21 protein-coding genes are annotated in these 20,671 nt (G+C 44.8%); 15 read left to right on the plus strand and 6 right to left on the minus strand.

Annotation, left to right across the window (positions count from 1 at the left end; genetic code table 11):
• The first annotated feature begins 42 nt into the window (after window positions 1-42).
• Both ABMB67_RS12560 and ABMB67_RS12565 read left to right on the plus strand, forming a co-directional pair.
• Window positions 43-717, plus strand: a complete 675-nt coding sequence (locus ABMB67_RS12560; RefSeq protein WP_354572275.1) for an RraA family protein — start codon at window positions 43-45, stop codon at window positions 715-717.
• Window positions 714-2,090, plus strand: coding sequence for an MmgE/PrpD family protein (locus ABMB67_RS12565; RefSeq protein ID WP_354572276.1), 1,377 nt, complete (start codon window positions 714-716; stop codon window positions 2,088-2,090). The genes ABMB67_RS12560 and ABMB67_RS12565 overlap by 4 nt, the downstream gene beginning before the upstream one ends.
• A gap of 343 nt (window positions 2,091-2,433) precedes the next feature.
• Here ABMB67_RS12565 and ABMB67_RS12570 read toward each other — a convergent pair whose 3' ends face one another.
• Window positions 2,434-2,907, minus strand: coding sequence for a hypothetical protein (locus ABMB67_RS12570; RefSeq protein WP_354572277.1), 474 nt, complete (start codon window positions 2,905-2,907; stop codon window positions 2,434-2,436).
• Window positions 2,908-3,098: 191 nt separating this feature from the next.
• On the minus strand, window positions 3,099-3,998 hold the full coding sequence (locus ABMB67_RS12575; protein WP_354572278.1) for a LysR family transcriptional regulator: 900 nt from the start codon (window positions 3,996-3,998) through the stop codon (window positions 3,099-3,101).
• A 170-nt stretch (window positions 3,999-4,168) separates the two neighbouring features.
• Here ABMB67_RS12575 and ABMB67_RS12580 point away from each other — a divergent pair, with 170 nt between their 5' ends.
• From ABMB67_RS12580 to ABMB67_RS12605, 6 genes are all read left to right on the plus strand, one after another.
• Window positions 4,169-4,849: an RraA family protein gene (locus ABMB67_RS12580; RefSeq protein ID WP_354572279.1), complete on the plus strand. Its 681-nt coding sequence runs from the start codon at window positions 4,169-4,171 to the stop codon at window positions 4,847-4,849.
• A gap of 77 nt (window positions 4,850-4,926) precedes the next feature.
• Window positions 4,927-5,937, plus strand: coding sequence for a tripartite tricarboxylate transporter substrate binding protein (locus tag ABMB67_RS12585; RefSeq protein ID WP_354572280.1), 1,011 nt, complete (start codon window positions 4,927-4,929; stop codon window positions 5,935-5,937).
• Window positions 5,938-6,008: 71 nt separating this feature from the next.
• Window positions 6,009-6,467 (plus strand): tripartite tricarboxylate transporter TctB family protein, encoded by a 459-nt coding sequence (locus ABMB67_RS12590; protein WP_354572281.1) that lies wholly within the window; start codon window positions 6,009-6,011, stop codon window positions 6,465-6,467.
• A gap of 24 nt (window positions 6,468-6,491) precedes the next feature.
• On the plus strand, window positions 6,492-7,988 hold the full coding sequence (locus tag ABMB67_RS12595) for a tripartite tricarboxylate transporter permease (RefSeq protein WP_354572282.1): 1,497 nt from the start codon (window positions 6,492-6,494) through the stop codon (window positions 7,986-7,988).
• Window positions 7,989-8,009: 21 nt separating this feature from the next.
• Window positions 8,010-8,687 (plus strand): RraA family protein, encoded by a 678-nt coding sequence (locus ABMB67_RS12600; RefSeq protein ID WP_354572284.1) that lies wholly within the window; start codon window positions 8,010-8,012, stop codon window positions 8,685-8,687.
• Between the two features lie 285 nt (window positions 8,688-8,972).
• On the plus strand, window positions 8,973-9,278 hold the full coding sequence (locus tag ABMB67_RS12605) for an MGMT family protein (RefSeq protein WP_251224539.1): 306 nt from the start codon (window positions 8,973-8,975) through the stop codon (window positions 9,276-9,278).
• A 6-nt stretch (window positions 9,279-9,284) separates the two neighbouring features.
• On the opposite strand, the gene ABMB67_RS12610 is transcribed toward ABMB67_RS12605, so the two are convergent.
• The 4 genes from ABMB67_RS12610 to ABMB67_RS12625 form a co-directional block, all read right to left on the minus strand.
• A complete protein-coding gene (locus tag ABMB67_RS12610) occupies window positions 9,285-10,637 on the minus strand; it encodes an LLM class flavin-dependent oxidoreductase (protein WP_251224540.1) in 1,353 nt (450 codons plus the stop codon).
• A gap of 14 nt (window positions 10,638-10,651) precedes the next feature.
• The gene (locus ABMB67_RS12615) at window positions 10,652-11,665 is read right to left on the minus strand and encodes an aliphatic sulfonate ABC transporter substrate-binding protein (protein WP_354572285.1); all 1,014 of its coding nucleotides are present in this window, start codon (window positions 11,663-11,665) and stop codon (window positions 10,652-10,654) included.
• A gap of 151 nt (window positions 11,666-11,816) precedes the next feature.
• Entirely contained in the window at window positions 11,817-12,581 is a 765-nt protein-coding gene (locus ABMB67_RS12620; protein ID WP_354572286.1) for an ATP-binding cassette domain-containing protein, read from the minus strand.
• Between the two features lies 1 nt (window position 12,582).
• Window positions 12,583-13,389 carry an ABC transporter permease subunit gene (locus ABMB67_RS12625; RefSeq protein WP_251224543.1) on the minus strand — a complete coding sequence of 269 codons (807 nt, stop codon included), beginning with the start codon at window positions 13,387-13,389 and terminating at the stop codon, window positions 12,583-12,585.
• 312 nt (window positions 13,390-13,701) lie between these two features.
• Here ABMB67_RS12625 and ABMB67_RS12630 point away from each other — a divergent pair, with 312 nt between their 5' ends.
• The 7 genes from ABMB67_RS12630 to ABMB67_RS12660 all read left to right on the plus strand — a co-directional run bounded on the left by ABMB67_RS12630 (window position 13,702) and on the right by ABMB67_RS12660 (window position 20,614).
• The gene (locus ABMB67_RS12630) at window positions 13,702-14,847 is read left to right on the plus strand and encodes a sensor histidine kinase (RefSeq protein ID WP_354572287.1); all 1,146 of its coding nucleotides are present in this window, start codon (window positions 13,702-13,704) and stop codon (window positions 14,845-14,847) included.
• Window positions 14,844-15,479, plus strand: a complete 636-nt coding sequence (locus ABMB67_RS12635; RefSeq protein ID WP_354572288.1) for a response regulator — start codon at window positions 14,844-14,846, stop codon at window positions 15,477-15,479. Before ABMB67_RS12630 ends, ABMB67_RS12635 begins: the two co-directional genes overlap by 4 nt.
• A gap of 210 nt (window positions 15,480-15,689) precedes the next feature.
• Entirely contained in the window at window positions 15,690-16,622 is a 933-nt protein-coding gene (locus ABMB67_RS12640) for an ABC transporter ATP-binding protein (protein ID WP_354572289.1), read from the plus strand.
• 13 nt (window positions 16,623-16,635) lie between these two features.
• Window positions 16,636-17,901 (plus strand): ABC transporter permease, encoded by a 1,266-nt coding sequence (locus tag ABMB67_RS12645; RefSeq protein ID WP_354572290.1) that lies wholly within the window; start codon window positions 16,636-16,638, stop codon window positions 17,899-17,901.
• The gene (locus ABMB67_RS12650) at window positions 17,898-18,995 is read left to right on the plus strand and encodes an ABC transporter permease (protein ID WP_354572291.1); all 1,098 of its coding nucleotides are present in this window, start codon (window positions 17,898-17,900) and stop codon (window positions 18,993-18,995) included. Before ABMB67_RS12645 ends, ABMB67_RS12650 begins: the two co-directional genes overlap by 4 nt.
• A gap of 63 nt (window positions 18,996-19,058) precedes the next feature.
• The gene (locus ABMB67_RS12655; protein ID WP_251224549.1) at window positions 19,059-19,856 is read left to right on the plus strand and encodes a CPBP family intramembrane glutamic endopeptidase; all 798 of its coding nucleotides are present in this window, start codon (window positions 19,059-19,061) and stop codon (window positions 19,854-19,856) included.
• A 116-nt stretch (window positions 19,857-19,972) separates the two neighbouring features.
• Entirely contained in the window at window positions 19,973-20,614 is a 642-nt protein-coding gene (locus ABMB67_RS12660) for an O-methyltransferase (RefSeq protein ID WP_354572331.1), read from the plus strand.
• The last annotated feature ends 57 nt before the right edge of the window (window positions 20,615-20,671 follow it).

A 20,671-nucleotide genomic window follows, 5' to 3' on the forward strand; every position in this document is an offset into this window, starting at 1 on the left:
CTTTCCCTAATAAAAGATAGAGTCAAAGAAGGAGGAGTTACAATGACAATGAGAACTCAAGAACTTGTACGGGAGTTTCTGAGATTATCAACACCGACAGTTTCCGATGCGCTTGATAAATTGAGAATCCGTGGGGGCTGTCATGGAATCAAACCGATCAATTTAGGAAAGAAAATTGTAGGAACAGCGTTTACAGTAAAATATGTTCCGAATGGAGAAGACATCGGCACGGTAGGGGATTATATTGATGAGGCACAACCAGGAGATGTCATCGTACTCGATAATGAAGGCCGTACAGATTGTACGGTGTGGGGAGATATACTCACGTATGTGGCAACGAATAAAGGTATTGCCGGAACGGTAATCAATGGGGTTTGCCGCGATGTGGATGGAATTATAGAGATGGATTATCCGATGTATAGCCGTGGTCACTATATGGTAACAGGAAAAGACCGGGTTATGGTTCAATCGACGAACGAAACGGTCTCTCTTGCGACGGTCCAAGTACGTTCAGGAGATTTAATTATGGCGGATGATTCTGGTGTGCTGGTGATTCCAGCGAACCGTGCGGTAGAAGTTTTAACCGTCGCCTTAGAAATTGAGGAAGCAGAAAAAGGTATCATCGAAGAAATCAAAAAAGGCGCTTCATTAGGAGAAGCGCGTAAAAAGTACAAATACAATGAGCTACAGCGAGAGGTAAAGGAGGAGGTCAAGTGAGTACTATAGCACGAAGCTTGGCTCAAACCATCGCCAGAATTCAGTACCAGGATTTACCGCAAGAAGTTGTGCATGAGGCCAAGCGTCGCGTTGCCGATGTTATTGGTGCCGGGTTATCTGGATCAACAGGTAAGGTAGGAGAGCAAATTAGAAGCTTTGCTGTGAGAAAAGGTGGAGAGGGAAAAGCGACAATTTTAGGGATTGATCAAACCACTACCGCAGAATATGCCGCATTGGCAAACGGGACGATGACATTTCATATGGAATTAGATGATGTCCACCGTACATCTCATACACATCCAGGTGTTACTACCATCCCCGCCGCACTAGCTATTTGCGAAGAAAATAAGCTGAGTGGAAAAGATCTTCTGCTAGCAACTATTTTGGGCTATGAAGCAGAAATTCGGATCGGACTTGCAGTGAGTCCGTCGATTTACACGGATCGCACTTTTCTTGCACCAGGAACATTAGGTATTTTTGGAGCAACAATCGCCGCTTCTAAACTGCTGGGCCATAATGAAAATCAAATTGCTGGGGCAATTGGGACAGCGTCCTATATTGGACCTATAGCTCCGTTTGAATCCTTCCGTCTAGGCGCGCCAGCCAAGGATACGATTATGGGGTGGGCAAACTATTCGGGAATTCTGGCAAGTAACTTGACTGAAGTTGGTTTTAGCGGCCCTGAAACATCAATTGAAGGGGACTTTGGTTTTAGCCCTACCGTATCAAAAGTGTTCGCTACGACACGTGTGTTTAATGGACTTGGTAAAGAGTTTGAAATTTTAAACACAGGTATCAAGCCTTATGCTTGTTGTCGTCAGCATCATACAGCTGTGGATGCGATTTTAGCGCTTAGAGAAAAGCATAAAATCGCTCCAAAAGATGTTGAAAAAATCGTTCATCGTACCTTTGTGGTTGGAAGTCGTGGAACCGAAAAACGTCCTACTTCAATTCCCGCTGCCAAGTATAGTGCTCCTTACACGATCGCTGTCGCACTTACTTATGGAAGAGCATGGCGAGGTGAATATTCTATGGAGTACATCAATAAACCGAATCTTTTAGAGTTAGCCTCTAAGGTCAAAGTGTTAGCTGATGATGAGCTGGAAAAGCTATATGATGAAAAGTGGCCGAGCATCATCGAAGTTACAATGAAAGATAAACAAGTCTACACGGCTCGTTGTGATTTACCAAAAGGAGAGCCAGAACATGCACTCTCTGATGAAGAATTAAAGGAAAAATTTATTTCTTTAGCCACGGATGCAATACCTGTGGAGTGTGCCGAAGAAATATGGAACAAGATTTTCCAATTGGATGTTCTCGATGATGTAACAGAGCTAACAGCATTGTTAAAGACTTCTTTATTAAAAGCATAAAGATAAATGAAGGAATAAGTTGTTTTAGTTGAGTGGTTAAGAGTGAGGGAGATTACTATGGAATTTCAATTTCGTACTCGACAATTTTAATGAGTGGCTTAGCTAACGAACGATAGCCTGCCTTCATTTCCATTTGAATTTTCAAGATTAGTAAATACTGCTCCGCCAATTGTTAGGCACACTCTAACAATTGGCCAGCACTACACAGGCAGCTTTTTAAAAATTTCAATTTAATACTAGCTCTACCCAATATGGGGAGAGTCGTTTTTTGTTTATTTTAGCAAAGTAGGATACATTTAATTTCACACAAGGAATATATTATTCTCTCCGATTATTATTCACATTAATAACTCATGTTTCTACTAGGCATTATATGTTGTAATTCAATTTCTTTCGAAAAGTCATCATTAAGATGTATGAGCACCGTTATGGCCTGCTTACTGTCTATTTTGTTTAATAGCTCTTCAGGCATGTCTGTTAAAGTTGCTCTCATTCGTTGGCTGAACTCTCCTTTTATATCTGTTCCTTTCACCTCGTAATGAATGTTCTCCTCTTTTGAAACATCTAGATTTGTTTTTGTATTATCTACAAAGATTTTCATATGACCATAGCTGTTTGTTAAATCATCTTCATCCGGGTTATCAATATGAAAGTCTATCGTTACATGAATACCTTCATATTCAACAGGGACATACTGTGCAAAGAATTGGGGGTAATCGCGAAAATCAGCCCGAGAAGGAGTTTCCTCTATGTAGCATGCTGAGAGTAAGCTGAAAATAGGGATCATAAAAAGAAATCTCGAAAAACCTCTTAACATGTGGTCCTCCTAAAAAGGAAATTAAACACTCGTAATCTTCTTGATTTTATTTTGTGAAAATAAGGCGTTTCAAGTCCAAAAGCTCTCCCACGAAAGCGAGGGCATTGCGGTTTAGGAAGGTGATCCATCAGTTTCGACTATAGCTTTTAAACTTTTTTTACCATTTCTCCACATTACTCCAGTCTCATTCATTAAGACTGATTCCCTCTAGTTGCGATTCCTTGCATGATCGACATAAAGTAAGTCGTTGCCTTCGAGAGATAACGTCCCTTCCTGTAAGAAAGGACTAAATCTCTTGTTTGAGTTATATCATGAATTGATTTATAAGCCAAATTAGTAAACGGTCCTTTCGCTCTTGAAAACATTTTTGGAAGTAAGGAAATGCCTAGCCCTGCTGAGACTAACGATTGAACTGTATCAATATTTTTAGTTTCAAATTGAATCTGTGGTTCAAACCCAGCTTGTCTACAAAGATTCTCTGATACTTCACGAAAGCCTTGCTCCTTGTTTAATAAAATAAAAGGTTCTTGTTTACACTCAACCAACGAAACCTTCGGCTTAGTTGACAATGGATGGTCTTGGGGGACAACTAAGATTATTTCTTCTTCTAGTAATGGGATAACTTCCAAATTCGGATTATTAATGGGCATAGATAGCAGACTTACATCAGTTTGACCACGGGAGGTTAAATCAACAAGTTTTTCTCGTGGTTCCTCTATCAAGACTAATTTCACCCCTGGAAATTTTTTTTGAAAAGCTTTCAAAGCGGATGGAAGAAGATAAGGAACGATATTAGGTAAACAACCTAAGATCAATTGTCCTTTATTCATTTTTGCCATGTCCTGCATTTCTTTATTTAGTAAATTATAGCGATCTATAATGTCACTTGCATGCTTAATAAAATGAGTTCCTGCATAAGTTAAGTGAATATTTCTTGATTGTCGCTCAAATAATTGAACTCCAAGTTCATTTTCTAACTTAATAATTTGTTGGCTTAATGAAGGTTGAGAAATATATAGTTTTTCAGAAGCTTTTGAAAAACTTTTTTGTTCAGCTACCATTAATGCGTAACGAAACTGTCTAAGTTCCATCACTTTATCCCCCTTATTATAGGTAAAACCTATAGATTCTATAATTATTATATCTTAGATTGTGAATATTAAAAGTGTTATAAATATTTGTAAAAGAAATTATATTCCGTATATAATTTATACTTTTTCAAAAAAAATTTATCAATAAGGAATTGAAAGGGTGGATCATAATGTATGACATTATCAAAACATTTCCTAAGGTAGACAAAGAACTGGTAGCAAAATTTGCGGCAATCGAGGAAAGTGCCTCAATTAATGAAAGCTTGACTGTAAATGGGGCGCTAAATCACTCTATACGACCTCTGTGGCCTGAAACTCGATTATGTGGTACAGCATTTACTATCCAAGCGCGACCCGGAGATAATTTAATCATTCACAAAGCTTTACAATTAATAGAACCTGGTGATGTGCTAGTTATTACGTGTGATGGGTTCCTTGAAGCGGGTGGGATGTTTGGAGGGGTCATGAGTACCTTTGCCCAGAAGAGGGGATGTGCAGGGCTTGTTATGGATGGCTCTGTCAGAGATTCAATTCATATAAAAGAAATTGGGTTTCCTGTTTTTTCCTGTGGAGTGAGTGTTAGAAGCAGTACAAAAATTACGGGAGGTAAAATCAATCATCCTATCAATATCTGTGATGTCACTGTCCACCCGGGGGATCTTGTATTTGGAGATAACGATTCTGTCGTCATTGTGCCGAGGGAACAAGCCGCTGAAGTTTATGAAAGAACTCATAAACGAGAAGAATATGAACAAAAGGTACTAAAAGATATTAATGAGAAGGGTGTTTCCAACTATGAACAGTTTGAAAAAGCATTTGCGGCACTAGGACTTACTGAAGAAGAGGTGTAATTTTAAAGGCTGAATAAATTTTCAATAATTAAAGCGTTTACAACTAATGTTGATTATAAACAGAGGGGATGAGTGTAATGAAAAAAATTTTTTTCGGGTTATTAGTATTACCTTTGGCTTTTTCTTTAGTGGTCGCATGTTCAGGAGAACAGGGACAGGAAGCTAATTCTTCCAATCAATCAGACAATGAAAACGAAATTACTTATCCTAATGAAGATATTACCTTTATCGTCGGAGCTCCAGCAGGTGGTGGAACTGATATTGGGATTCGCACGTTAATGCCCTATGTAGAAGAAGAACTGGGGATAAATGTAACCGTTGTCAATATGGAAGGCGCTAGCAATTGGGTTGCTTTGAATGAATTAGCTAATTCGGAGCCAGATGGTTATACGCTCTCTAATTTTAATGCACCCGGTGCAACTTCAGGTTATATGAACCCAGAATTTGATAGAAATCATGACTTGGACAGCTTTACAACTGTTGCCAATCATGTAACTGATTCAAATATCATTGCGGTAAACCCGAATGAGGACCGTTTTACAACGATTGAAGAACTGATGGAATATGCACAGGAGAATACTGTCACAGCTACTACAGCAGGGATTGGTAGCGATGATCATATAGCATCTGCAAAACTAAATCATGAATTCGGAACTCAGTTTGAACCGATTCACTCGCCAGATGGGACCCCAGAAATGATTGCGAATGTTATGGGCGGACATGTCGATGTTTTATTCGCCAATGTTGGTGAGATTGTTCAATTACATGAAAGTGGTGAGTTGAAAGTACTCGCTGTCATGGCTGAGGAAAGAGATGAGTTTTTACCAGATGTACCGACATTAATAGAAGCAGGTTATCCAATCACAAACTCGTCTTATCGTGGTATTTTGGCGCCAGCTGGGCTTGATCCTGCCATACTGGAAATTTTGGAGACGGCTTTTGAACAAGCAATCACAAACGAAGAACATATAGAGGAAATGGCTCAGACTGGTCTAAGGGTAGATTACCAAAATTCTGAACAATATAGAGAATCGCTTGAAGAAACAGAACAAACGGTTAGAGAGTTAAGCGACGTGATGGGGTGGTAACACCTAGTGTTAGAAAGATAATGAATCGGCCGAACTCATCGTTTAGTGTTTGGCCGATAAAGGAGGAAAATATGAAAAAAGGGATCCATCAAGATGTGTATATTGGAGCAGGGATCATTATCTTCTCCTTATTTGTCTTTATAAAAAGTTATGAATTTATGGAAGAAGTAGGGTTTTTCCCACGGGTTCTTAGTATTATTTTTGCGGGATTAGCTCTTATTCTTATTCTCAAAGGACTTAAAAGTGGAAAGGGAATCAGCGATGAAGAAAAAGGTGAGGAAGAATCCGTATCATTGGAGTTATTAAAATCTCCTATAGCGGTATTTTTTATCATTCTAATTTATATAGGCCTAATTAGTTTTGTTGGTTTTTTTGTTTCTACTTCTCTATTTCTTATTGTTTTAATGATGTATTTAAAAGAAAAAAAGATAGTAACATATGCTGTTATGGTTTTAGGACTGAATGTGTTTATCTATTTTTTGTTTGTATATCAATTGGGAGTGAGATTGCCTAGAGGATTACTTTTTTAATGATAGATAGAGGAGGGATAGGCGTTGGAAGTAATTGAACATTTACTTTCTTTTCAAATGATCATTGTTCTTATGGTCGGTGTGATAGGAGGAATCGTGGTCGGCGCACTTCCAGGACTGAGTGCAACCATGGCCGTTGCTCTTTTAATCCCTGTTACTTTTGGTATGGATGCGGTAGCAGGGGTGACGATGCTAGTTGCTATATATACGGCTGGGGTGTATGGAGGCTCCGTTTCCGCAATTTTAATTCATACTCCTGGGACACCTGCTTCAGCAGCAACTGCTCTTGATGGCTATCAAATGACAAAAAAGGGCGAGGGCGCAAAAGCAATAGGAATTGCCACGATATCTTCAATGATAGGTGGGGCAATAAGTGCCGTTGTCCTATTGTTTCTAGCTCCTCCACTATCCAGAGTGTCTTTAGCTTTTTCGGCACCTGAATACTTTTTAATCGCTGTCTTTGGGCTAACCATTATTGGGAGCTTAGCATCTCAATCAATGATTAAAGGGCTGATGTCTGGTGTCTTTGGATTAATTATTGGATGTATAGGGGTAGACGGTTTATCAGCGACTCCGAGGTTTACATTTGGAATTATTAATTTAGAGTCAGGAATTTCGATGGTTCCTGCGATGATAGGTTTATTTTCTTTATCTCAAGTATTAATTTTATCTGAAAAAAATAAAAGTCAGGAAGGAAGCGCATCGATAAAAGGGTTAACAGGTCGAGTAATGCCTGGTTTTAAGGAATTCAAAAACATGGTTCCCAACATTTTTAGATCGACTGGCATAGGAACGTTTGTCGGGGCGTTGCCTGGAGCAGGAGGAGATATCGCCTCTTGGGTTTCATATAATGAGGCAAAGCGCTTTTCTAAAAATCCGGATGAATTTGGAAAGGGTAATCCGCAAGGAGTAGCTGCTTCTGAAGCTGCGAATAATGCTGTAACTGGTGGAGCATTAATTCCTTTATTTACACTGGGGATTCCAGGTAGCACAACTACAGCTGTGCTTTTAGGTGGGTTAATGATTCATGGGCTGTCTCCTGGATATCAGCTGTTTACTGAAAATGCGGATATAACCTATGCAGTTATTTACGGTCTTATCGTTGCCAATATTCTTATGGGCATCATCGGATTATTAGGTGCAAAGTATTTTGTGAAAATATCCCGACTGTCTCATCAAATTCTCATTCCTTCTATCGTTGTTTTGTGTATAGTAGGTTCTTTTGCTATAAAAAACAGTATATTCGATGTATGGGTGATGTTGCTATTTGGAATTATTGGCTATTTTATGCGTAAAACTGGCTTTCATCCAGCTCCTTTAATATTGGCATTCATATTAGGACCAATGGCTGAAAGGACATTAAGACAAACGATTACAATGTCTCAAGGAGATTTTCTTGGATTTTTCTTTACCCGCCCGATTGCGTTAGTGTTGGTAGCGTTGATTATCTTATCTTTACTAGCTCCGATGTTTATAAATTGGTGGAAGCGAAAGAGTCTTAAGCATGTAACAAATGATTAAGTTGAATAAGGGGGTTATATTATGAAAAATATAGGATTCAGAATTGTGAAGGATTTTGATCGAGTTAATAAAAAGGTCATTGAAGGTTTTTCAGGTATTGCAACTCCAAATATAGGAGATGTTATGGGACGTATGTTTTCGATGGATCATTCGATCAAAAGTGTGAATAAACCAGGGGTTCATATTGTGGGAAATGCTTTCACGGTAAGGACCCACCCATCGGATAATTTAATGGTGCATAAAGCGATGGATTTGGCAAAGCCGGGAGATGTAATTGTGGTAGATGCCTGCGGAGATATGGGGCATGCCATAATCGGAGAGATCATGTGTCATTATGCTAAAGTGAAAGGAATTGTAGGCTATATTATAGATGGTCCTGTAAGAGATTTATACGGAATTGCTAAAATGGGATTTCCAGTATTTGCGAAAGGTGGTACTCCTCGGGGGCCCTATAAAGAAGGACCAGGAGAAATTAATACACTTATCAGTTGTGGAGGTGTAGCAGTAAGACCGGGAGATGTGATTGTAGCTGATGATGATGGTGTAATCGTTATTCCAAAAGAGGAAGCTGCTCATGTTCTGAAAAATGCTGAAGAAGTTCAGGAAAAAGAAGAAATGATCATTCAATCAATTTATGATGGAACATGGGATCGGACATGGGTGGACAGAACGTTGGAAAAAAAGGGTTGTGAAATGTGAACTGTACCCCATAAAATGGATAGTTAAGCAGCTAGGAAATGACCACGGTACTGAGCCGTGGTCATTTATATTTAATCCCTAGAGAGGGTGGATCCTCGGATAATTGGCTTGTTACAAGTCCAATACGAATAGGCACGGTATGTACCTGAAGGCTCTTTGTTATATCGGCAACGGTTCAATGCTAGCCATCTGCTAACTGGTCTCAGCTTTGAAACTATTGTATGTTATACATAGACTAAGATGAAAAAACAGCTCGGGAAAAGAGCGAATGAAAGGGCGTTACGGATGGAGCCATTTACGGAACGGGCCATTCAGATTATGAAACAAATACCAGAAGGAAAGGTGATGACTTACGGGCAAGTCGCCGCATTAGCGGGAAGCCCGCGTGGGGCAAGGCAGGTCGTGCGGATTTTGCATTCCATGAGCAAAAAGCATCGTCTCCCCTGGCATCGGGTGATCAATGCCAAGGGAGAGATTGGGTTGAAAGATGACGAGGCGTTTCAGGTGCAAAAGCTCTCCCTCGAAAGCGAGGGCATAGTGTTTACGGCTGATGGTCGTATTGAGCTGGAGCGCTATCAGCATCGGCCGTAAGGGAGGTCAGACGGTCTTCTGCTGCAAAAATTTGTTGGCAGGCTTCGCTAGGCCAAGGTGGTCTCGAAGGGTTGAGCCGTGATAGTCCTGTCTGAAAAGACCGAGATCCTGGAGAATCGGGACGACTTCATCAGTAAATTCCGTAAAGCCGCCCGGAAGATACGGTGGCATAATGTTGAAGCCGTCCGCGGCCTCGCTCAAAAACCAGGTTTGCAAATTGACGGCGATTTCCTCTGGAGTGCCGATCAATAAACGGTGTGAGCGGGTGCCGCCGAAGCGTTTGCCAAGATCGCGCAAGGTGAGCTGTTCTTTCTCGGCCAGTGCCTGGACGAGCTTAAAGCGGCTTTGGTTGCCGCGTATTTCCGTGAGCGGAGGCAATGGGCCGTCAAGCGGGTATTGCGACAGATCATGATTCATGCTGTCTGATAATAAAGCCAGGCCGGCTATCGGATCGACGAGCTGCTCGAGGTAGTCGGCTTTTTCTTTCGCTTCCTGAGGCGTGGAACCGATAATCGGCATAACGCCGGGCATGATTTTCAGACTTCCCTGTGGTCTGCCTGCTTTGATTAAGCGCTGTTGGATGTCCTGATAAAAGTCCTGCGCTTTTTCCAATGTTGGCTGGGCGGTAAAAATAACATCGGCAGAAGCAGCGGCGAAATCTCTCCCAGTCGGCGACGAGCCTGCTTGAATTTTGATCGGGTGACCTTGGGGAGGACGTGGGATGTTCAAGGGGCCGCGAACTTGGAACCATTCTCCCTCATGATCGAGGTAATGCACCTTTTTCGGGTCGGCGAAAAGCGGCGTTTCCTGATCAAGCACAATCGCATCATCTTCCCAGCTGTCCCACAGCGAGGTGACGACCTCGAGAAACTCTTTCGCGCGTGCATAGCGCTCGCTATGTTCAAAGTGCTGCTCGCGGTTGTGATTCAACGCTTCTCCGTCATTCGTCGAGGTGACGATATTCCAGGCGATCCGCCCCTCTGTCAGATGATCAAGCGAGGCGAATTTGCGCGCCAGGGTGAACGGCTCATTATAGGAGGTTGACGCTGTTGCGGCGAGGCCGATCTTTTCCGTGACGGCGCCGAGAGCTCCCAGTAGTGACACCGGCTCTAAGCGGACCGGCGGAATGAAGGTCAAAGTCGCGTCAAAGCGGTTTTCGTAACGGTCTGAAATCGCCAGCCGGTCTGCGAAGAAAATCATATCAAATTTTGCAGCCTCGGCTTTTTCGGCGATCTGCTTATAAAAATTGAAATCGGTGAACCCTTTCAAGTCGGTATCAGGGTGACGCCAGGCTGCGCCATGATGCCCGACGCCCCATATAAATGCTCCTAAATGAAAAGAACGTTCATGTGCTGTCATTTTGTTTTCCCCCTTTATTCCTCGATGTTTATCATTGCTTCAGTGACGTCGATTTCCCGCGGGACTTCACCTGTTTGATAAAAGGTGTCTGCTACTTCCTGCTGTGCTTGAATCACTTCTTCGGTCAGCGGATAGGCGGAGCCCCATGCCTGGCGTGATAAGGAGCGTTCCCAGATGTTGACGGCGACTCCTGTATCCTGAAACAGCAGCTCGGCGGTCGCCTGAAGGTCAGCCTGAGCGCGGTCTTCCGCTTTGGCCAGCTCATCGATCGCAATGCGGAGAATATCCGAGTGCTCATTGGCAAATGGCCGGTACGCTAAATAAAAGTTATATTGAGCAGGGACGTCAGACCGCGTTGCCAGAGGCTTTGCCTGAATCGTGATTTCTGCATCGGCAAAGCGCGGGTCCGGCACGACCCAGGCATCAATATCCTTGCGTTCGAAGGCGGTGCGGCCTTCGCTGTACGCCAGATAAGTCGCCTCAATATCATCAAGTGTCAGCCCGACTGATTCCAGGGCTTTTATGAGGAAATAGTGACCGGCGGAGCCTCTGGCGGCGGCAACCTTCTTCCCTTTTAACTCCTCGAGACTTGATAAAGGAGAATCATGCTGGGTAATGATGCCATACCCTTCCTGGGAAGAGGGGGCATAGCCAACATAGGCAACGTCAGGACCATCGCCGGATTGGGCAAATACTGGCGGAGATGTCCCCGTATAGCCGAAGTGGATCTCGCCGACATTAAGAGCCTCTAATAAAGGCGACCCGACGGAGAATTCGACCCATTCCACCTTGATCCCCCGTGGCTCCAATGCTTTTTCCAGTTCACCACTTGCTTTTAAAATGGTCAGATTATCGCCCTTTTGAAAGCCGACTTTAAAAACATCGGGATCTCCACCAGCCGTACCTTCCTCCGGTTGCCCGGGCGCCGCTTCGCTTACTGAATCTGTTTCTCCGGCTCCGCAGGCTGTTAGCCAAAGCGCTGTAACGATTACCATGAAAAAGAAAATGCTTCGTTTGTTCGTCCGCATGATATCTCTCCTTTTCTTTTTCTTTTTTTAAAAGAAGGGCGTCGGCTGCACCCGTTACGTGGCAGTCTGAAACAACCCCGTTTTCAGCCAGCCTTAAAAGATGGTAACGGATCCGCACGCCGCTTCTAAGAAAAGCCGCTACGCGGTTTTCTTATTGAACATTTTGTCTCAACTGGCTTGAGGTCGGCGCATGGCCGAGAACGCGATCTAAAATGTCGCCGACGAGATTGGAAAAATGACTGTTGCGCCTGTCTCTTGGCCGCGGAAGGTCAATCCGGGCATTCATGGCGATCCTTCCATCCTCGATTACGATGACACGGTCCGCCATGACGACAGCTTCTTCGACATCATGAGTGACAAGTAGGGAGGTAAACTTCTGCTCCTGCCAAATGCCCTCGATTAATTGCTGCATTTCGATTCTTGTCAGTGCGTCAAGAGCCCCTAAAGGTTCATCAAATAAAAGCAGGCGGGGCTGGCTCATCAGCGCCCGGGCGAGAGCGACCCTTTGCCGCTGGCCGCCGGATAATTTAGCAGGCCACTCGTTCATTTTGTCGGCGAGTCCAACTTTCTGAAGCAAAAGATGAGCCTCTTCTTTCCAATCTCCCTTTAGCCCAAGTCCGACATTGTTCAAAACCGTTAGCCAGGGCAGAAGTCTTCCTTCCTGAAACATCATCCGCATATCTTTGTGGATGCCGGTTAAAGGCTCGGTACCGGCTAAAATCTCACCGGAAGTCGGCTGATCGAGTCCGGCAATTAAGCGGAGCAATGTGCTTTTTCCGCAGCCGCTTTTACCGACGATCGCGATGAATTCGCCCGGAGTGATTGCCAGGTTCATGCCTTTAATAACTTTCGTGCTTTGAAATGATTTATGAAGATTGACCGTTTTGATGCTGATTCCGGCTGAATGTCCCTCCATGTTAATTCCCCTCCTGTACGCTGTAATTCGGATGCCATTGCAACAGCCTTCTTTCCATAGCCCGGGCAATCACGTCCGACAGCTTGCCGAACAGGGCGTAAATAATCACGCTTAACACGACGATATCCATCTGCATAAATTCACGGGCGTTGGTCGCCATATAGCCAATGCCGGAATTGGAAGCGATTGTTTCGGCGACGATGAGGGTGAGCCACATCACGCCGAGTGAAAAGCGCAGGCCGACGATAATCGAAGGGAGCGCGGCCGGTAAAATCACCTTCCAAAAAAGTGAAAATCCTTTTAACCGGTAGACGATCCCCATTTCTTTTAACAGAGGATCGACGTTTTTAATCCCATGGTACGTGTTTAAATAAATCGGGAAAAACACGCTGGAAGCAATCAGAATGACCTTCGATTCCTCTCCGATGCCAAACCAGACAATCACAAGAGGAATAAGTGCCAGGTTCGGAATGTTGCGGATCATTTGCATCGACGTATCCAGTACTTGTTCCGCAAGCTTCCAGATTCCGTTGAGCAGTCCGAGTAGAAAGCCAATCCCTCCACCAATGGCAAATCCGTAAAAGGCTCTGCTCGCGCTTGATTGAATATAGTCGGGTAACAGGCCGGACTTCGTCAAGTCAACGGCGGCTTCCAGAACACTGAGCGGCGCCGGCAAAATCCTTGTTGAAATGATGCCGAGCTGAGTCAGCAATTGCCAGGATACGAGAAAACCAACGGGCAGGCACCATGGGAGTATCTGATTCCGGAACCAGCCATTCTTTGCGATGAGCGGTTTAAGAATAGTCAAACGTCACACCTCCTTGATTATTTCATGTTAGCCTCATCAGCAACCCTTATTTTCAACGAAAAAAGCACTCATTCCCGTGAGGAACAAGTGCTTTCGGTCGACCGATCAGCTGGTTGAAAAATTTGAAATTTGCAAATTCGTGATGAGTAATCTTATACTAAAACATACTAATCTGATTTGTCAAGTGTGTTTTAATGAATATAGTGTCCTTCTTTTCCCATCGGATGAAAATCGACTTGTAAAAAGGAAATACTTACCGCTATACTAGCCTTGAGTTGAATGCTGGTTTTAAGCAAGAAGGAGGGGGAGCGTGTGGCGGCTTTTTGGATGTGGCTGATGCTGCTGATGGTGGCGTGGATTCTGGCAATAAACGGCTATGCCGAACCGGTTCATGCGATGCCGGAAAGAATTGCAGGGGCTGCCGGCTTTTTTGCCTTGTTTTTTCTTTCCCCGCTTTTTAGGAAGCAGGAAGGGCGCTTTACCGCTTTATTAGCTTGTGCCGCGGTAATGGCTATCGCCGCTCTATGGCCGGAGCAAGAAGGCGCCGTTAACCCTTATCCTTTACTTGTTTTTACGATGATCGCGGGAAAGGCTGTCTATCGCTTGAAGGCTGTTCAGTCTGCTTTGATTGGCGGGCTGCTATTGCTCGGTTCGATTCTTCCTGCCTTTTTCGGCTACTCCGTCTTTCATCCGCTGTTTCTTCTCGTTTACAGCGTGATGCTCGGAGCGGCATTTGTGATGTATCGCCGCTTGTTTCTGAAAGTCTCAGACGTTACGCTGCGAAATGAGGCTTTGCTTAGTGAGTTCCGCAGAATGAAGCGGCAGCTTGTGGCGGGCGAAAAGCTGGCGAGGCAGGAGGAGCGCGGGCAAATTGCCAGGGATATTCATGATTCTGTCGGCCATAAGCTGACGGCCCTGCTCATGCAATTGGAAGTATTTCGGCTGGAGGCTGCCGACGGGACGAAGGAGAGAGTGAATGAGCTGAAGCAATTGGCGAAAGAAAGCCTGGAGGAAACACGCAATGCGGTGAAGACATTGAAGGAGGATGATATGGCTGGATTATCGGCTATCATCAGCTTAATCCGCCGGCTGGAGGCCGAGAGCTATCTTCGCATTCATATGTCGGTGAAGCACGGCGCTTTCACGGCGCCGCTGAGCAACGAGCAGGCAACAGTCGTTTACCGGGCTGTTCAGGAAGCGCTGACGAATGTGATGAAGCACGCGAAAAAGAAAGAAGCCACTATCTTATTTGAAGCCCCCGCGGGAACAGTTTTTCGTTTTGAAGTGGCGAATGTGACAGATGATGAGCAGCTTTCCTTTAGAGAGGGGTTTGGTTTATCCTCGATGAGAGAGCGGGTCGAGCAGGCGGGCGGCCATTTGGACATACGGCATTATAATGGGAGTTTTATTGTACGTGGTACGTTGCCATTGCTGCAAAAAGGGAGGGATAGGGAATGATTCGGATTTTGTTGGCGGAGGATCAGGGAATGGTGCGCCAAGGCTTGAAAATGATGATCGAAACCGATCCTGAGCTTACGGTCGCCGGCGAGGCAAGCGATGGAAAAAGCGCCGTCGCTCTCTGTGAAAAGCATCTATTCGATCTCGTCATCCTCGATATCCGGATGCCGGTCATGGACGGACTGGAAGCGGCGAGGATCATTCATTCGCGCTGGCCGGAGCAGAAGATGCTGATTCTGACAACATTTAATGATGAGCAATATGCACTGGAGGCGTTAAAGGCCGGGGCGAGAGGATACATGCTCAAAAATGCGGAGCCTGAAGAATTCATTCGTGCGATCCGCAGCTGTTTAGCGGGCGGGATCATGCTGCAGGATCAGGTGGCGGCGAAGGTGATGCCAAAGCTGATTGACGAAAGAGCCGAGGCGGAAAGCCCCGATCCGTCTCTGACGCCACGTGAGCTTGAGATTATTCGCAAAGTTGGAGAGGGAAGAAGCAATAAGGAAATTGCAAATGAACTAGGCTTATCTGTCGGCACGATCAAAAACCAGATTAGTGTCATTTTAGATAAACTGGAGCTAAGAGACCGAACACAGCTGGCGATTTACGCAATTCGCAGAAAAATTGTGTAGCAGCCATATAGGGGATTCCTTGCACGCCGAGGCGGCGGTTGAAGGAATTCCTTTTTGTTTTTCGAGGATTCGAGGCAGGGCGCTGTTTCTAAGAAAATGACTTAAGTCATGAAAAAAGCGATAAAGCAATGACGGAGGATAGTAGGCAGCGGACCGTCGGCGCCTTACAATAAAGGCACAAGGTAAGGATGGAAGAAGGAGGTAGGGTTGATGCTGGAAACGGAGGAGCTATCAAAAAGCTTTAAAGGAATCACGGCGGTGGAAGGGGTTAACATTTATATGGAAAAGGGGGAGTCGATCGGCTTGCTCGGACCAAATGGAGCAGGAAAGTCGACGACGATTTCGATGATTTCATCTTTGCTGCGGCCTGATTCAGGCGACGTCCGGCTTTATGGAAAAAGTGTGATTCAGGAGCCGAACACGATTCGCCGCGTGTTGGGGATGGTGCCGCAGGAAATCGCTTTGTATCAAGAGCTGACCGCTTATGAAAACCTGAAATTTTTTGGCCGGATCTACGGATTGCGGGGCAAGCAGCTTGAAGCAAAAATACAGGAGGTGCTGGAGCTGGTCGGCTTGACGGATCGGCAAAAGCAGCTCGTCCGCACTTACTCGGGCGGTATGCAACGACGCGTAAATATGGCGGCGGCGATGCTCCATAATCCTGAAATTTTGATAATGGATGAACCGACCGTCGGGATCGACCCGCAATCAAGAAGTCATATTCTTGAAATGGTAAGGGAGCTGAATCAGAAACAGGGGCTGGCGGTGCTGTACACCAGTCATTACATGGAGGAAGTAGAGCGCCTCTGCGACCGCTTATATATTATGGATCATGGTCGGGTAATCGCGGCGGGGACAAAGGAAGAGCTGAAAAGTATTTTATCAGGAGAGGAAGCGATTCTGATTGATTTAGAACGGCCAAATGGCGGGTTATTTAACGAGCTGGAAGCCAATCAAGCTATCATTCAAACGATTGAAACGGAAAAAGGGCTTAAACTGATTGTCCCGAAAGGAAGCAAAATGCTCGCTGAAATCTTTCAGGCGGCTGAACGGCACGATGCTCAGATTTTGCGCGTCAATGTCCAGGTTCCGACATTGGAGGATGTATTCTTGCATTTGACGGGACGGAAGCTGCGAGACTAGAGGAGGAAAAAAAATGATAGATATGCTGAAAAAGGACTTCCTCACCTTGATTCGTGATCGGACAGAGCTGCTCATTTTGCTGTTTATGCCGATTTTATTAATTACGATATTAGGATTTGCGTTAAAGGGCGTGATGGAAGGTGATGTCGCACAATTTGAGATAAAGGCGGCGATTGTCCAGCATGATCAGGCCGAGCATGGAATAGAGAGATTTCATACAATGCTGGATGAAAGGGATTATCCGGAAAATGTCGCTGCTGAATGGAAGGAGCTGGCGGCGGAAGTCAGTCCGTATCAGCTGCTGACGGGGCTGTTTGACGATCATCTCGGTGGAGCGGTCGAGCTTATCGCGATGGAGCCGGACGAAGCCGGGAGCGCCTTAACGGAAGGAGAGATCGCCGCCGTTTTGACGATACCGGAAAATTTCACTTTTGATTCCTTGCAGAAAATGCTACTGAATGAAGGTGATGGGAGTCAATTGGAAATAACCGTCCATGAATACGGCTCTATATATGCGGGCATTTTTTCTGATATCATTGATCGTTTTGTTAACCATCTTAATTTTGAGACGGCGCTCGCTTTCGCGGTCGGAGAAAGGACAGATTTCTCCGTAGAAGCGTTACGTCCAGGAGGGATCGAGACAGTAACGGAACGGGAGCCGGTCACCTCGTTTCAGTACTATACGATCGGGATGGCGGTCATGTTCGTTTTATATGTGGGCGCCACTCTTTCCAGTAAAGCGTTCGTCGAAAAAAAGCAGCATGCGTTGAACCGGATTTTGCTTTCCGGAATCTCGGTTTATAAATACTTGGCGGGAAAATGTATTTCAGCTGTCGTCATTTCCTATATTCAGACGGTGGTTTTGTTCGGCTTTTCCGCCTTGGCTTTTGGGGGATACCAGCATACGGCCGAATTCTGGCTTGGTCTTGGATTGATTGCTTTTATCGTCTCTATCTGTATCGGCGCGATTGCCGTTCTGCTGACAACGATCGTGATTCGCTTTGAGAGTGACACGGTTTCCCATATTTTTGCCGGCGGAATGGTGAGCCTGTTCGCCTTTGTTGGCGGGAGCTTCTTTCCGACCGCTGTATTGCCGGAGTTTGTCACCGCCATCGGCGGCTGGACGCCAAATGGCGCCGCTCTGACCGCCTATCTTCAATTGATGCAGGGGTTTGCGATGAGTGAGCTGCTTGTGCCGCTCAGCAGGATCGCCGGTTTTGCGCTACTGTTGTTAATCGCCAGTGTCATGATTTACCCGGGGAGGTCGATGTCATCATGAAATCTGTTTTTTTGCTGCAATGGCAGCGATTTAAAAGAGCGCCGGTCCTAGTCCTGTTTTTCTTTGGCCTGACATTATTGTTTGTGTTTTTTCTGGCGGGCTTCCGTTCAGAGAGTGAACTGACAGTTTACACATACGGTGATGAAACCCTTACAGTGGAGGAACGGGACGGCTGGTTGGAGAAATTAAATGAATCCGGCGCCTTGCGCTTTGTGTGGGTTGAGGAAGAAGAGGCAAGGCATGCTGTCGCCACAGGGATGGTAAGCTTGGCGCTTCGGCTTATGAAGGACGACTATCGTCTGCTAGTCGCTACTGATGAACAAACCCACTATGTCGTTGACAGCTACGTCAATCAAGTATTCACCGAGGAACTGCGCATAAGACAGCTTGAGGCGTCAGAAAGAGCAGATATCCGCTCCGAAGTAGAGCGTTTTTTGACTGAACCTGTTCTTACGGTTTCCAGCACCTCGTTAGCTGGAGAGGATGGCGTTTTTCTTGATGAGGAGCGGCTGCATGTCTTATTTGGGATGACGTTGTTTTTTTCGATCTATACGATTATGTTCAGTTTAATGAACGTCGCTGAGGAAAAACGGGAAGGGACATGGAATCGGCTGATTGTTTCGCCACTCCGTAAATGGCAGGTCTACACCGGCCATCTTCTCTATTGCTTTATCATTGGCTTCCTGCAGATTGTGGCGGTTTTCTTCATTTTCTACTATCTGTTGGATTTTGAGCTTGGCAATCGCTTTGGTACCATGCTGATTGTCATTGGCTGCTATGTGTTTGCGATTGTGGCTTTAGGAATGCTGCTCATTGGTCTCGTCAGAACATCCCAGCAGCTTCAGGCGGTTATTCCGATCACATCGACAGCGATTGCGATGCTGGGCGGTGCCTTTTGGCCGATTGAGATCGTGACGAATGAAGTGATGTTGCTTCTCGCACAGGCGATGCCGATTTTCTATGCGATGGAAGGTCTGAAAGGAGCGTCGCTCTACCAGTATGGCGTCGGCGAAATTGCCACCCCGTTATCGTTTCTGCTGCTTATCGGCGTAATCTGTATGGGGATCGGCATCAATTTGATGGAGCGGAAATAGGAAAGGGCCCGGGCAAGGTCATCTGAAATGTTGGAAAAAGCTAATGTGGAAGGAAGCAGATCAATGAAAATGACAGCGACAGTAGTCAGAATCGGAATTGTAATGTTGCTAGGCATTGCCGTTTGGAATTTTGTTATTTACATTAGCGACGTGACGTCCGGAGAAGAATACAGTCGCTTAAACCATTTCTTCATTGCTCTCCTTACTACTTTTTTCACTATTGCTCTTTTAGGAATCGTATGTAGAATTGATAACATTTCGTGGAAAAACCTTGGTCAGGCATCACTTCGAACAAACATCTTTTCATTTTTTGTCGGCTTTCTTCTCTGGACAATTCCTGCATTAGTCGGTTTAGTTATTTGTCTCATGCTTGGCTGGGTTGACATAACATTCCATACGGACTTTAATGCCTTGTTGCTGAGCATCCTGATTTTATTCATTACTGTATTTTTGATGGAGGCATTGCCTGAAGAGCTTATTTTTAGAGGGTATATCTATCGTTACTTACATGTATCATTTCCCCATTGGCTCACGGTCATCTTGCAATCACTTTTGTTCACATTATTTGCTTTCTTTATAGGAGCGATGTATTCTGTGGAGCAAATTCAATTTATTCCTGGTTTCGCGTTTATTTTAGGGTATTTCAGAGCTGTGTCAGGAAACGTTTGGACATCAATTGGCTTTCATGTGGCGATCATGACCGCGACTCAAATATTAAATCCTTCTCATGGTCATTTTGATGTTAGTGGATTGTTTACACTTCGTTTTTTTGCTTTTATTTTACTGCCGAGTACAATTGGTGCGATTGCATTAGCGTTCATTTATCCCCATCACAAGTGGAGCCATAAAGCACCTACATGATATGCAATGGCTTACTCGCCAATCGGTCAAAGCTAGTTTTGGCATAACTTCTTTCGTCGTTGTAGTAAAATAAAAGGGAGAATGCATGACAGATGAGAGGAAAGGAATTGACGAAAATGAAGCAAGTAAACAGTTATATTGACTCGGTTTTCTACAGTCAGGATCGACTATTGGAGGAAGTGATTTCTTCCATTCAGGAAAACGGCATGCCTGCGATTTCCGTCTCTCCTTCTACCGGAAAATTGCTGACGCTGCTCGTGTCGATCACGGGAGCGAAGCATGTGCTGGAAATCGGTGCCCTTGGAGGATACAGCGGAATTTGTCTTGCCAGAGGCTTCGGGAAAGAAGGAACATTAACCTCGCTCGAATTAAAAGAAAGCTATGCAGAACTGGCCCATGAAAATGTGACAAAAGCGGGCTATGGCGGGCAGGTTTCTTATCTTACCGGACCGGCTTTGCAAAGTCTCGAAACGTTGGCTGAGGAAGAGAAACGCTTTGATTTTTTCTTCATTGATGCTGATAAAGAGAATTACGAGAATTACGTAGAAGCCTGCATTAGATTAGCTGAACCGGGCGCATTAATTGTTTCTGATAATGTTCTTGCGGCAGGCAGTGTAATCGACGACACCGTTACACCGAAACGTTATACGGAATGTATGAAGAAATTTAATCATTTTGTAGCTGAACATCCTCAATTGGAGTCGGTGCTGATCCCGATTGGAGATGGGTTGACTCTTTCGAGGGTGAGGAAAGAGTAGCGAAAAAAAGTCAGTCGTAGAGCCTTTTTGCTCATGGCTGACTTTTTTTAAAAGATA

Origin of the sequence: Halalkalibacter oceani, from assembly GCF_040544555.1 — a bacterium.
Lineage (GTDB): Bacteria > Bacillota > Bacilli > Bacillales > Bacillaceae_D > Halalkalibacter > Halalkalibacter oceani.